This is a genomic window from Arthrobacter gyeryongensis, from assembly GCF_039543785.1.
Lineage (GTDB): Bacteria > Actinomycetota > Actinomycetes > Actinomycetales > Micrococcaceae > Arthrobacter > Arthrobacter gyeryongensis.
In genome coordinates this window covers 109,398-122,046 of sequence record NZ_BAABKK010000012.1, presented here as the reverse complement: position 1 = coordinate 122,046, position 12,649 = coordinate 109,398, and the positions used below count along the sequence as shown (strand labels likewise).

The following is a 12,649-nucleotide window of genomic DNA, read 5'->3' as shown; positions in this document are numbered from 1 at the left end:
CGCGCCGGCTCCGTGGCTGCGTCAGCGATTCCCGAGACCCCACTCCGAAACAACCCGAAAGACAGGCCATGACACTCACTCTCGCCCAGGCAAATCTCGTCATCGCAAACGCCATCGAAAAGGCCCAGGAACTGGACATCAGGATCAGCGTCTCGGTCTGCGACGCCGGAGGCCGGCTGCTCGCCTTCGGGCGGATGGACGGCGGGCACTGGGGCGCAGGCTACGGTTCCTTGGGGAAGGCCGTCGCCTCCGCCGGGTTTGCCAAGCCCAGCGGCCTGCTCGCAGAACGGGCGGCCGCGCCGATCATGCAGGGCATCGCCCAGGCCGAGGGAGGCCACATCTTCTATGCCAAAGGCGCGGTCCCGATCTTCAGTGGCGGCGTCCTCGTCGGTGCCTGCGGCGTGGGCGGCGGGACGGGCGAACAGGACGAGGAATGCGCCGGCGCCGGTGCCGCCGCACTAAAAGGCTGAACCTTCCGGTCCCGGCCCCACGGGATCGAAAATCGGCGCACGGAAACCGCACAAGAATTTGCCCAGCAAACGCGAGAAGGATGTGTCAATGATCCACGAAATCCGTACTTACCAGGTGGATTCGGAGAATGTGCCGGAGTTCGAGCGGCGATTCGGCGCCGGCTATGTTGACCGTGCTGCGTTCTCGTCTCTGGCGGGCTTCTGGCGCACCACGGACCAGCCGGTGAGCGAAGTGGTCCACGTGTGGCCCTATGAGGACCAGGCCGAGCGCACCGAGGTGCGGGCCCGCGCCGCACAGCACCCGAACTGGCCTCCGGCAACGGGTGGATTCGTCAACCGGATGATGGTGGAGCTAGTCATCCCGTTCGACTTTGTTGAAGAGCGCGCACCCGGCGCCATCGGGCCCATTTTTGAAATCCGGTACGACTACTTCATCGTCTCCGAACTTCGCGCTGCCGGCGAGGCATGGTTCAATGCGATTAAGGAGCGCAGCCAGCATGACTCGCTCGTTCTGGCCGGGCGGTTGGAATTCGGGCAGACCAACGGGATCGTCCAGATCTGGGCGCACTCCGCCGAGAAGAAGCGTACGAGTGGAGCCATTGGGGCCGAAGCAATGCCGCCGGTTGATGGTCCGGTGCCGACATCCACGATGGTGAAGCGCCTGGCGCCGTCGGTCTTTTCGCCGTTGCAGTAGCGGAGTCGGGGCTCCGAACGATGAGTGGCCGCCGGCGAGATCGATTTGCAGCGCAGCGCCATCCTGGTCCCAAAGCTGACGGCTCGGAGTTCTTTGACGTGCGGTTGGAGTCTGCAGGGCGAGATTTGGGGTGTGTACTACATACACACTTTCGGCTTCGGACTGGGCCGTACTGCCGCCGGTTTGGCCCGTACTCGGTATATTTTCTGGACTTCCCTGTGTTTTCGAGGGTTGGAATGCGGTTCGAGTCCCACCTCGGGCACCCCCTTCCCGTACACGGTGATCTTGAGCGAATCCGCGGCCGAGAAGACGGGGCCGGCTGCAGTGGCCACGATCCCCGCCGGGATCGGCATCACGTGCTGCGCGAAGGCGACGTCGGGCCGCGGCACCTTGGCGACGAGTCCGTCGTCGAGCATTGCTTGGGATCCGGCCCCGATCTCTTCGCCGGGCTGGAACAGCGCGAGGTACGTCCCGGTCCAGGCCCCACGCTCGTCGGACATGAGCTTGGCCGCGCCGAGCAGGGCTGCGACGTGGAGGTCGTGCCCGCACGCGTGCATGATCCCGTCCACGGCAGACGCATAAGGCAGCCCCGTGGCCTCGGTGACGGGCAGCGCGTCCGTGTCTGCGCGGGCAAGCACCGTTGGGCCGTCCCCGTTTGCGAGGATCCCGACGACGCCGGTGCCCCGGGGCGTGTTACGGCATAGCCGAACGCGGTGAGTTTCCCCTCGACGAGCTTCGAAGTCTCCTGCTCCTCGAGGCTCAGCTCTGGGTGCCTATGCAGATCGATGTACGTATCCCGGATCCAGCCGAGCTCCGCTTCAAGGCCTGCCAAGACTGCTTCGGAACCGCTCATGGACCTTCGCTCTCAGTAGGAGTTCGGAGCGCCTGGGCGAGCCGGCGCAACCGGGAAACCCAGCATAGACCCGGAAACCCAAGCGGGGGAGTGCTGTTCAGTCTCGTCAGTTTCCTCCGAGTGCGCCGCGCACCGGACCGTGGCGGCCTGCGGGGCGCCGTCGTCGGTCCGAAGACCTTTGGCCTACGCCATCTGCACATGCTCACTAACCGCACCCTATTCTCGCCGTGGATAACCCGAAATGACTGACACCCACCTGGGGACAGCTGGGGTGGTGGGCCCGGGAGTGTTCCCCTGTGGGGAAGACCCCGAGTGAACCGGGGGAACGAGGGGCGCCCCCTTGGTTGGAGGGGCGCGCGGGTGCTGCCGGTTTCGCGTTAGACGGCCGTATAGCCGCCGTCGATCGGTATGGTCGCGCCGGTGATGAACTTAGCCTTCTCGCTCGCGAGGAAGGTGATGAGGTCGGCGACTTCCTGCGCCTCGCCGACGCGACCGGCCGGGTGCAGTTTTGCATACTGCTCGAGAGTCGGCTCGTCGATGAGCGGAGTGCGGATGACGCCCGGGGCTACCGCGTTCACGCGGATGCCCTCCTTCGCGTACATCGTCCCGGCGGCGCGGGTCATGTTCACGACGCCGCCTTTCGAGGCGGAGTAAGCAATGTTGTTCGAGACGGCCACGAGGCCGAACATCGAAGCGATGTTAACAACGACGCCGCCCTCGCCCTGTTTGAGGAGCTGCTCGATGACGTACTTGTTGGTGTAAAAGACGCCTGAGTAGTCGATGCCGTTGGTGCGTTCCCAGTTTTCGACGGTCGAGGTGACGACGTCGCCCTCGCCGCCGACACCTGCGGAGGCGACGGCAATATTAAGGCTGCCGAATTCCTCGACGGTCTTCGCGACGGCGGCCTCAACGCTCTCGGCCTTCGAGACGTCGCCCTGTACGAACTTTGCGCCGATTTCGTCAGCGACTTCCTGCGACTTGGGGTTGAAGTCAAAGATCATGACTTTCGCACCTTCGGCGATGAAGGTCTTCGCGGTGGCGAGACCGAGCCCCGATCCGCCGCCGGTGATGAATGCGACCTTGTTCTCGAGCTGCATGAGTCAGTCCAATCTGTAAGCGATTTTCCGGTCACTGTCGTGCCGGTGTTTCCGCGATACGCGGTTATATATGCGTATGCATTCAGTTTGGCACCAATACTTGAAAAGTCAACCAATGTGTGGTGCTTCACGGACCCTTCTTGACCTCGAAGTCAAGGGGGTTGGCGTCGGATCTCTCTTTTTGATTTGCCTCGGCGAGCTGGCTCTCGAGGCCGGGCCTGGTGCCGGGGCGATTCGAGATACCGACCCGTCCTGCTGATCGCGCTGCTCGTCGCCCACGGCAGGAGCATCCCCTGCATCCCGGGCCGAAGTGCGATCCATGGTGGCTGCAGCCGGGTCAGGCGTCGTACCTGCCCAAGGATACGTCCAAGCAAGGGAATGTCCGTATGGGGCTCGGATCAGACAGTGCGACCCTCTCCCTGAGCTAATAATTCGCGGGCGTCCTCAATACGAGTCGAGGGTCATATAGTTGAAGCTGCAAGTAATCGGTGTATTCTTTGAAGCAGTTGACTGCCGCTGCCGTGCATGTGGCTGGCGACGGCCGTTGGTTCCATACCTCCTCCGATCTGCGGGCTGCACGACCCCCACGCCGGACCCCGTCTTTCCCCGACTCAAGGAGTGACCCTTCGAATGAACACCCCATTGCGCGACGTGCGTTCCCAAAACTGGAGCACCGACGCGGTTCCCTATGCGGTCGCACTTTTCCTGCATGGCTTCGGTTCCAACGAGCACGACCTTGGCTCGCTGGCGCCGGCGCTTGGGTTGAACCTGCCCTGGGCATCGCTGCGGGCACCGGTTGAGCTCGGCAACGGCGGAGCGGCCTGGTTCTCGATCATCACACCCGGAAACCCCGAGGCCGGGGCTGTGGAGAAAGCAACCGAGTCCATCTGGGCCTGGGTCGATGCAAACGTCGAACCCGGGACCCTCATCGTTCCCATCGGGTTCTCGCAGGGAGGGCTCATGGCCAGCCAGCTGCTGAGGACCCGCCCCGAACGGGTGCTGGCCCCCGTGGTGCTGGGCGGATTCGTGCTCGGCGCACCGCAGCCGGGCGACCAGACACTGCGCGCCGGTCGGCCGACCCTTTTCTGGGGGCGGGGCTCGGACGACCGTGTCATCGCGCCCATGGCGATTACCCGCAGCAGTGAATACCTGCCGCAACACACTTCGCTGATTGAGCGGGTATATCCAGGACTGGCACACGGCATCAACGCACCCATGCTTGACGACGTACGCGATTTCCTCGCCACCGAGGTCGGTTCCCCGGCGGTGGCCAGCGCATGAGCGCGACCACCCCGTTCGAGATCGGCATATTCACTTTCGGCGAGCTCACCCGGAACGCTGCGGGGAAGCCGATGGATGCCGGTGCGCGCACACGCGACATCCTTGAATGGGCGCGGGTCGCCGACGAGGCGGGGTTGGATGTCTTCGGCGTTGGAGAGCACCACCGGGAGGACTTCGCTGTGTCCTCGCCCGCGGTGCTGCTGGCCGCAGCGGCCGCGCAGACCAAGAGAATTCGCCTGACCAGCACTGTCACGGTCCTCTCGAGCGCCGATCCGGTCCGCGTTTTCGAGGACTTCGCAACGCTGGATCTCATCAGTGGAGGGCGCGCCGAAATCACCGCTGGACGTGGCGCCTACCTGGAGTCCTTCCCGCTCTTCGGTCAGCCGCTGGATCGCTACGACGAGTACTTCGAGGACCGGCTCGAGCTACTGCTGCGCATCCGCGCCGAAAACCCTGTCACTTGGAACGGAACGACCCGGCCCCCGCTGACCGATGCGGGAATCTGGCCGCGCCCGGCCCAGACCGCACTGCCGATCTGGGCTGCGGTCGGCGGGACGCGTTCCTCGGCGGTGCGGGCCGGAAGGCTTGGGTTGCCGTTGTACCTGGCGATCCTTGGGCACCCGGAGGGGTTCGGGCCCCTGGCCGAACTTTATCGACGCTCGGCGGCACAGGCAGGCCAGATGCCGGGGCGGATCGGCGTGACCTCGCATTTCTACGTCGAGGAGACTTCCCAGCGGGCGAAGGACACGTTCTTCCCGCATTATTCCTCATACATCCACCAGAACATGCCGCGCACCGGGAGGCTCGATCGCGCAGGTTTCGAGGCCTGGGCGGCCCCGCGCGGCGCGCTCTTCGCTGGCAGCCCGGCCGAAATCGTCGACAAAATCCTTTGGGAGCACGAGATCCTAGGCCATACCCGCTTTCTCGCCCAAGTGGGTCTGGGCGGCTTGTCACAGGCCGCGACCCTGCGCTCCATCGAACTGCTGGCGACAGAGGTGCTGCCTGCTGTCCGGGCGGCACTGAAGCAATAGGGACTCGTCGCCCTGATGTAAAGTTGCCTTCTCTAACTCGCTGGGTCCAATGGCGGGTGTTGCTGAAAGCGCTGAGCTGGCGGGCCATGGGAATGGGTCTGACCTGGGTGGCGGCGGTCCAGTTCGATCTTGCCACTTACTGGGTCCCGTCGGTCTCGAGCAGGTCGGCTTCCTTCAGGACGGCCAGGACGTTGCCGGCAGGGACGGCGACCTATTCTGCGTATCCCCCCGATGCCAGTAGTGCCATGACTTGGTCGCTAGGCGCGAAGCTGCCGACACCGGAGCCCATTTCTGCAATGGTTCCGAAAACTTCCAATCCAAACATGGCCGAAGCCCCGCTCCCGTCGATTGCCGGAACCGCCCAGGCGGTTCCGGTGGGTGCCGGGCAGCCGGCCTCCGACGCAGCAGTGGCACGCAGGGCGATCGATATCGCTCGGCGAGGAACGGTCCCCTCCGTCAGGGGTCAACGGTTCAGACGACGCCGACACCGGCAAAGACGTCGTCTGCCCGGGCCGCCGCCGCTGCGACGTCATCTACGCCATGCTCAAACACGGCACTCTCTATAAAGAAGCGTCTTCCCCCAGCCCTGCAACGAGGAGTACCTCAATGCCTGGCTGGTCGAAGATTTCCGCAGCGTGCTGTTCGTAAGTCGTGAGCATGGCCAAACGCTCGCCGTTCGACCTGACCTGCTGCAGATGACGGGGGTCCGGATCCAGCCTTCGGCCTCCTTGCCGTATCCGACTGCTTCCGTAGTGGGCCGGAACCTCGGAGGACGTGCTTCCTCAGGACTGTTGCTCATGGCCATGATTTAGTTCATCGAACAGTGTTCAACGCGAAGGGCGGGCGGACCAGCCCAGGGGTGAGACCCTCCGCGGGGTCGTTGCCGAGCTGGAGGATCCTGTTGTGCTTGTCCACGTGCACCACCTTGGGGTTGTAGGCCCTGGCTTCTTCTGTGGTCATGTTCGCGTAGGTGATGAGAATGACTGTGTCGTTTTCATGGATCAGGTGTGCGGCGGGGCCGTTGATGCCGATAACACCGGAACCACGTTCGCCGGCGATGGTGTAGGTCTCCAAGCGGGCGCCGTTGGTGACGTCGACGATTGCAACGAGCTCGCCCGGGAGGATATCGGCCGCTTCCAACAGGTCGAGGTCTACGGTGACGGATCCGACATAGTGCAGGTCCGCGTGTGTGACGGTGGCGCGGTGGATTTTGGACTTGAACATTGTGCGAGTCATAAGGTGCATGTCCCCTTGAGGTTCGTGGACGCGGGCGGCGTCTTGGACGGGTTCGTGCGGTCAGGTTGAAGGCCCGTCACGGGTTGAGCCGAGGATCCTTTCTGCTAGCCAAATTGAAAGCCGGCGTCGTTGAGGTTGAGACGCTCCTGAACGATGATGTTGGCGCCGCTGTCGCGAAGTCACCTTCGCTCTGCGTCACAGGCCGAGAGGCCCGGCCCAGAGGCAGCATCCGTTTGCTCCCGAAATCAACGAGTTGAATTGGCAAAGCACCCGGTTGCTAGGCGGTGAGGTGTCGTCAACGTTGCGAATAGTTGATGATCCGGGTGATCATCCGACACCCCACCGCTGGCATTGAGAGGCAGCAATACTGCCAGCTACACGGAACGCTGCTCGACGCCGTTGTATTCGCTCAGGGGGCGGATGAGTGAGTTCGATGCGGTCTGTTCCATGATGTGTGCGGTCCAGCCGGTGATGCGGCTCGCGACGAACAGCGGGGTGAAGGTGGGGGTGTCGAAGCCCATGAGGTGGTAGGTGGGTCCGGCGGGGTAGTCGAGGTTGGGTTTGATCGCCTTGGCCTCGTCCATGGCCTGTTCGAGGCCGTTGTACAGGCCCAGGATTTCCGGCCGGCCGTAGTGGGCGATCATCTTGTCCAGTGCGGCCTTCATGGTGGGCACGCGGGAGTCGCCGTGCTTGTAGACGCGGTGGCCGAATCCCATGACCTTCTTCTTCTGCGCCAGGGCGTGCTCCATCCAGGTCTTCGCCCGGCCGGCGGCCTCATCGAGGGATTCCTCGGTGCGGATGCCGATTTCCTCGAAGGTGTGCATGACGGCCTCGTTGGCGCCGCCGTGCAGCGGGCCCTTGAGGGCGCCGATCGCCGCGGTGACGGCGGAGTGCAGGTCCGAGAGGGTGGAGGTGACAACACGGGCCGTGAAGGTGGACGCGTTGAAGGAGTGCTCGGCGTACAGGATCATCGAGACGTCGAAGGCTTCGACGACTTCTTCCACCGGTTCTTCGCCGAAGGTCATCCAGAGGAAGTTCGCGGAGTAGCCCAGGTCGTCCCGGGGTTCCACGAGCGCCTGGCCGCGCCGGCGGCGCTGGTCGTAAGCCACCACAGCCGGGAAGGCGGCAAACAAGTCCTTTGCTTTTGTCAGGTTGGCCTCGGGCGAGGAATCTTCTGCCAGCGGATGCCGGGCTCCCAGCACTGAAGCGGCCGTGCGGCAGACATCCATGGGGTGTCCCGTGGTTGGCAGGGCATCGATCACGGCTTTCACGCTGGGGTCCAGGGCGCGTCCGGCACGCTCGGCCGCACGGAATTGCTCCAATTCCTCTTGGGTGGGCAGTTCCCCGTGCCAGAGCAGGTAGGCGACTTCTTCGAAGCTGCACTTGGCGGCGAGTTCCTGCACGGGGTAGCCGCGGTAGAGCAGCGAGTTGGTGTCAGGGTTGACCTTGGAGATCGCGGTGTAGTCAACCACGACGCCGGCCAGGCCTTTACGGATTTCGACGGTTGCGGTGTTCATGAGACTTCCTTGTCTGGGTTTGATGGAGCCGTAACGGACTAGTGGATTCCTGGTATCTGGAAGTTGAAAACGCCCGTGTCGAAGTGGTTGTAGGCCTCGTAGTCCACGAGGTCATAGAGGCGCGCACGGGTGAGCATCGCCGGGACCCGGACTTCCTGGGTGCCCAGCCTTTTGATGGTATCGAGGGTGGACTCTGCAGCCCCCATGGCAATGCGGAGCAGGGTGACGGGGTAGATCACCATGTTCACGCCGGCGCCCTGGAGTTGTTCGGCGGTGAAGAGCTCGCTTTTGCCGAACTCGGTCATGTTGGCCAGGATCGGCACGTCCACTGCGTCACGGATGGCTTGGAACTCGGACAGATCCTTCATGGCTTCCGGGAAGATCGCGTCGGCGCCGGCGTCGACGAGTGCTTTGGCGCGTTCCTGGGCGGCCTGGATGCCGTCGACGGCGCGGATGTCGGTCCGGGCCATGATGAGGAAGTTCGCATCGCGGCGGGCGTCGGCCGCGGCGCGGATGCGTTTGGCGGCGGTGTCGGTGTCGACCACGTTCTTGCCGTCCAGGTGCCCGCAGCGTTTGGGGTTGAACTGGTCCTCGATGTGGCAACCGGCCAGCCCGGCGTTTTCCAGCTCCTGGATGGTGCGGGCCACGTTCATCGGTTCGCCGAATCCGGTGTCCGCGTCCACGAGGCACGGGAGTTCGGTCATGCGGGCGATCTGCCCGGCGCGGGTGGCGACCTCCGTGAGGGTGGTGAGGCCGATGTCCGGCAGGCCGAGGTCGTTGGCGAGGACGGCACCGGAGATGTAGACGCCGGGGAAGCCCTTCTCCTCGATCAGCCGTGCCGAGAGCGGGTTGAACGCGCCGGGGAACTGGGCGATGGTCCCGGAGTCCAGCAGGTCCCGGAGCTTGAGGCGCTTCTGTTCCGGGGTGGTGGTGGAGTAGAGCATCTAGAACAGTCCCTTCGGTGCGGCGGCGAGGTCGATGACGCCGGGTGCGGCGGTGATGTTCAGCTGGTCCAGTTCGCCCGGGCCCAGGTCCGGGAGGCGCTCGGCGGCGGCGAGGAACCGTCCGATCTCGGCCTCTTCCACCAGCCCGGCCGCGAGGGTGCGGAACTTGTTCACGTACTGTTCCCGGGCGAAGGGCCGGGCGCCGAGGGGGTGGGCGTCGGCGACGGCGATCGACTCGGTGATGACGGTGCCGTCGGTGAGGGTGATGACGACGGTGCCGCCGAAGGCCTTTTCCTTGATGTCCAGGGAGTGGTAGCGGCGGGTCCATTCGGGGTCTTCGACGGTGGTGACCTTGTGCCAGAGTTCCACGGTGTCCGGGCGTGCGGCGCGTTCGGGGCTGTAGGAGTCCACGTGGTGCCAGGCGCCGTCCTGCAGGGCGACGGTGAAGATGTACGGGATGGAGTGGTCCAGGGTCTCCCGGCTGGCGGTTGGGCTGTATTTTTGGGGGTCGTTGGCGCCGGAGCCGATCACGTAGTGGGTGTGGTGGCTGGTCTTGATCAGGACGGAGGCCACGTTGGCCGGGTCCGTGGCCTCTGGGTGTGCGCCGTGGAGCTTGCGGGCGAGGTCGATCCAGGCCTGGGCCTGGTATTCGGCGGAGTGTTCCTTGGTGTAGGTGTCCAGGATGGCGCGTTTGGGTTCCCCGGCCTCCGGGAGCGGGACCTCGTAGGAGGCGTCCGGGCCGTCGAGCATCCAGGCGATGACGCCGTCTTCGCCTTCGTAGATCGGCACGGGGGAGGTCTGCCCGCGCATGGCCCGGTCCACGGCCTCGACGGCCATTTTGCCGGCGAACGCGGGGGCGTGGGCCTTCCAGGTGGAGATTTCGCCCTTGCGGGACTGGCGCGTGGCGGTGGTGGTGTGCAGGGCCTGGCCGACGGACTGGAAGATCGTCTCCACGTCCAGGCCCAGCAGGGTGCCGATGCCTGCGGCGGCGGAGGGGCCCAGGTGCGCGACGTGGTCGATCTTGTGCTTGTGCAGGCAGATGGCCTTGACCAGGTTCACCTGGATTTCGTAGCCGGTGGCAATGCCGCGGATCAGGTCCCGCCCGCTGGCCCCGGTGTGCTGGGCCACGGCGAGGATGGGCGGGATGTTATCGCCCGGGTGGGAGTAGTCAGCGGCCAGGAACGTGTCGTGGTAATCGAGTTCACGGACGGCGACGCCGTTGGCCCAGGCGGCCCACTCGGTCGAGACCCGGTCCGTGATCCCGAACACCGAGGAGCCTTTGCCGTTGGTGGTCGGCGCGTGGGTCAGGGCCTGCGCCCGGGCAGCGATGATCGGGGCACGGTTCAAGGACGCGACAGCAACCGAGGCGTTGTCGATGATCCGGTTGATGACCATCTCGGTGACCTCGGGGGTCACCTCGACGGGGTCCGCGGCGACCGTGGCGATCTTGTGCGCCAGCTGCTGCTCGCGGGGAAGGTTCTCTTCGCTCTTGTAGACGCGGACGTGGTTGATCTTCACCATGGTGTTCCTTCTAGTGAGGGGTGTGGGTGGCTTTGACGTGGGAAAGACTGCGGTGCAGATGGACGGTGGTGGCGGCTTCGGCGAGCCGGGGGTTGCCTGCCGCGATGGCTTCGGCGATCGCGGCGTGCTCGGCCGCGGCCGCTTGGAGGCGTCCGGCGTCGTCGGCCGCGAGGCGGCGGACCCGCACGAGGTGCACGCGCAGGGCCCGCATGGCCTGGGCGAGGTAGGAATTGGAGATGGCCGCATCGATCGCCTCATCCAGCCGCCCCACCAGGGCGTAATAGTCGTGCCGGGAAGGGTCGCTGTCGCTGAGCATCTCCGGTGCCCGGAGCAGCTCGGCGTGGAGTTGCTCGAACACCGGGCGTTCACCGCGCACGGCGGCCAGGGCGGCGGCTTTGCCTTCCAGGGTTTCGCGCAGCTCGAACAGTTCGTCGATGTCCTCCAGCGAGATATCGGTAACGACGACGCCGCGGCCCCCTGCCGCCCTCGTCAGCCCTTCCGCGCTGAGCCGGCCCAGCGCCTCCCGGACCGGCGTGCGGGACACCCCCAGGCGTTCGGATTGCTCCACTTCCGCGAGGACCGTTCCGGGTGCCAGGCGCCACTCAATGATGTCTTCACGCAGGGCCGCATAGGCTCTCTCGCTGGCACGCACGGACCCTCCTTCACTGGGCGGACATTCCCAGTGTATACACAAATGATCCCAATCCGAATATGATTGTGTAACGACGGGTAGATTTTGGCCCCAGTGTATACATTAAGTCTGTTCTGCGGAAGTGGTGGAACTAGACCCCTGGCTGAACCTCCTCGGTACCCTTGGCGACGTCCTGAAAAGCGCACGGTCATCAGCGATGGACTTCTTGACGAGGTCATGCTGGATTCATCGGCCCTCTGGATCGCCGCAGGCGGGTTCACAGGCCGAGTACTTATCGAAGCTGCAGAAGGGAATGAGGTGCCGATGGAGTCGAGGCAACTTGAGGGCAATGCGCCTACCATATGACATGGTCCGCACTCCGACCGGTGAAGCGGGACTGATGCTGAGAAGGCGGGCCGTCTGCCGCTCCGATACCAGACCGGGACCGCCCTGGTGGAGAATGCATCATGACCAATGACGATCTCCGGCCTGTCTACTTTCTTTCGGACAGCACCGGCATCACCGCAGAAACGCTCGGCAACACCTTGCTGACCCAGTTCCCCGCGAACAGATTTGACCGCATCACGATTCCCTTCATCACCACAACCGAACAGGCGCGGTCCGTCGTGAAGATCATCGACGGACTCGCAGCCACCGGCCCGCAGCCGATCGTCTTTTCCACCGCGGTCACCAGCGATATCCGCCAGATCCTGGCGACGTGCAAGGGAATCATCGTGGACCTTATCGGCACGCACGTCGGACAGTTGGAGCGCGCCCTCGGCACTCCGGCAAGCGGAGAACCCGGGCGGGCACACGGCCTCGGCAACGCGGTCCGCTACCAATCCCGCATGGCCGCCGTTGAGTACGCCATGGAACACGATGACGGCCAAAGCCTGCGTGCGCTCGAAAAAGCCCAGGTCATACTGGTGGCGCCGTCCCGCTGCGGTAAAACGCCCACCACCATGTACCTGGCACTACAACACGGCATCTTCGCCGCGAACTTCCCGCTGGTGGACGAAGATTTTGAACGCGAGGGGCTCCCCAAGCCGCTAAAGCCCTTTGTTTCAAAGTGTTTCGGCCTATCCTCCAACCCGCAGCGCCTGAGCCAGATCCGCACCGAACGCCGGCGCGGTTCACCCTATGCCTCGCTGCGCCAGTGCGGCTTCGAGCTGCGGAGCGCAGAGCAGTTGTATGTCTCCCACCGGATTCCGTACCTGAATTCGGCCACTGTCTCAGTAGAGGAAATGGCAGCGACTATCCTGCAAAAGATGAACCTCAAACACTAGTGAAAAGTTTCACGGACCCTCTGTGGCGCACATCACGTGGAAAGAGCCTTGGAGACCTGCCACTGTGGACAGGACGTGCGCCCATCAA

Annotated in this window: 12 protein-coding genes; 5 read left to right on the top strand and 7 right to left on the bottom strand. The window is 64.4% G+C overall.

The features are described from left to right. Nucleotides 1-68: 68 nt before the first annotated feature. Nucleotides 69-470: a GlcG/HbpS family heme-binding protein gene (locus tag ABEA18_RS10790; RefSeq protein WP_345449376.1), complete on the top strand. Its 402-nt coding sequence runs from the start codon at nucleotides 69-71 to the stop codon at nucleotides 468-470. 88 nt (nucleotides 471-558) lie between these two features. After that, complete coding sequence (locus tag ABEA18_RS10785; RefSeq protein WP_345449375.1) at nucleotides 559-1,164, top strand: NIPSNAP family protein; 606 nt, start codon at nucleotides 559-561, stop codon at nucleotides 1,162-1,164. 137 nt (nucleotides 1,165-1,301) lie between these two features. Here the strand turns inward: ABEA18_RS10785 and ABEA18_RS10780 are convergent, their stop codons facing one another. Then, entirely contained in the window at nucleotides 1,302-1,802 is a 501-nt protein-coding gene (locus ABEA18_RS10780) for a M20/M25/M40 family metallo-hydrolase (protein ID WP_345449374.1), read from the bottom strand. A 592-nt stretch (nucleotides 1,803-2,394) separates the two neighbouring features. Beyond that, nucleotides 2,395-3,114, bottom strand: a complete 720-nt coding sequence (locus ABEA18_RS10775) for an SDR family NAD(P)-dependent oxidoreductase (RefSeq protein WP_345449373.1) — start codon at nucleotides 3,112-3,114, stop codon at nucleotides 2,395-2,397. 630 nt (nucleotides 3,115-3,744) lie between these two features. Here ABEA18_RS10775 and ABEA18_RS10770 point away from each other — a divergent pair. Together ABEA18_RS10770 and ABEA18_RS10765 are read left to right on the top strand one after the other, a co-directional pair. Next, on the top strand, nucleotides 3,745-4,395 hold the full coding sequence (locus ABEA18_RS10770; RefSeq protein ID WP_345449372.1) for an alpha/beta hydrolase: 651 nt from the start codon (nucleotides 3,745-3,747) through the stop codon (nucleotides 4,393-4,395). Further along, on the top strand, nucleotides 4,392-5,426 hold the full coding sequence (locus ABEA18_RS10765; RefSeq protein ID WP_345449371.1) for an LLM class flavin-dependent oxidoreductase: 1,035 nt from the start codon (nucleotides 4,392-4,394) through the stop codon (nucleotides 5,424-5,426). The genes ABEA18_RS10770 and ABEA18_RS10765 overlap by 4 nt, the downstream gene beginning before the upstream one ends. Before the next feature lie 813 nt (nucleotides 5,427-6,239). On the opposite strand, the gene panD is transcribed toward ABEA18_RS10765, so the two are convergent. The 5 genes from panD to ABEA18_RS10735 form a co-directional block, all read right to left on the bottom strand. Next, complete coding sequence (gene panD, locus ABEA18_RS10755) at nucleotides 6,240-6,662, bottom strand: aspartate 1-decarboxylase (RefSeq protein ID WP_345449370.1); 423 nt, start codon at nucleotides 6,660-6,662, stop codon at nucleotides 6,240-6,242. 374 nt (nucleotides 6,663-7,036) lie between these two features. Continuing rightward, complete coding sequence (locus ABEA18_RS10750; RefSeq protein WP_345449369.1) at nucleotides 7,037-8,179, bottom strand: bifunctional 2-methylcitrate synthase/citrate synthase; 1,143 nt, start codon at nucleotides 8,177-8,179, stop codon at nucleotides 7,037-7,039. 38 nt (nucleotides 8,180-8,217) lie between these two features. Then, nucleotides 8,218-9,123, bottom strand: coding sequence for a methylisocitrate lyase (gene prpB, locus ABEA18_RS10745; protein WP_345449368.1), 906 nt, complete (start codon nucleotides 9,121-9,123; stop codon nucleotides 8,218-8,220). Continuing rightward, entirely contained in the window at nucleotides 9,124-10,644 is a 1,521-nt protein-coding gene (locus ABEA18_RS10740; RefSeq protein ID WP_345449366.1) for an MmgE/PrpD family protein, read from the bottom strand. Nucleotides 10,645-10,654: 10 nt separating this feature from the next. Next, nucleotides 10,655-11,296, bottom strand: coding sequence for a GntR family transcriptional regulator (locus ABEA18_RS10735; protein WP_345449364.1), 642 nt, complete (start codon nucleotides 11,294-11,296; stop codon nucleotides 10,655-10,657). Nucleotides 11,297-11,742: 446 nt separating this feature from the next. Between ABEA18_RS10735 and ABEA18_RS10730 the strand changes: the two genes are divergently transcribed. Next, nucleotides 11,743-12,561, top strand: coding sequence for a pyruvate, water dikinase regulatory protein (locus tag ABEA18_RS10730; RefSeq protein ID WP_345449363.1), 819 nt, complete (start codon nucleotides 11,743-11,745; stop codon nucleotides 12,559-12,561). Nucleotides 12,562-12,649 lie beyond the last annotated feature (88 nt).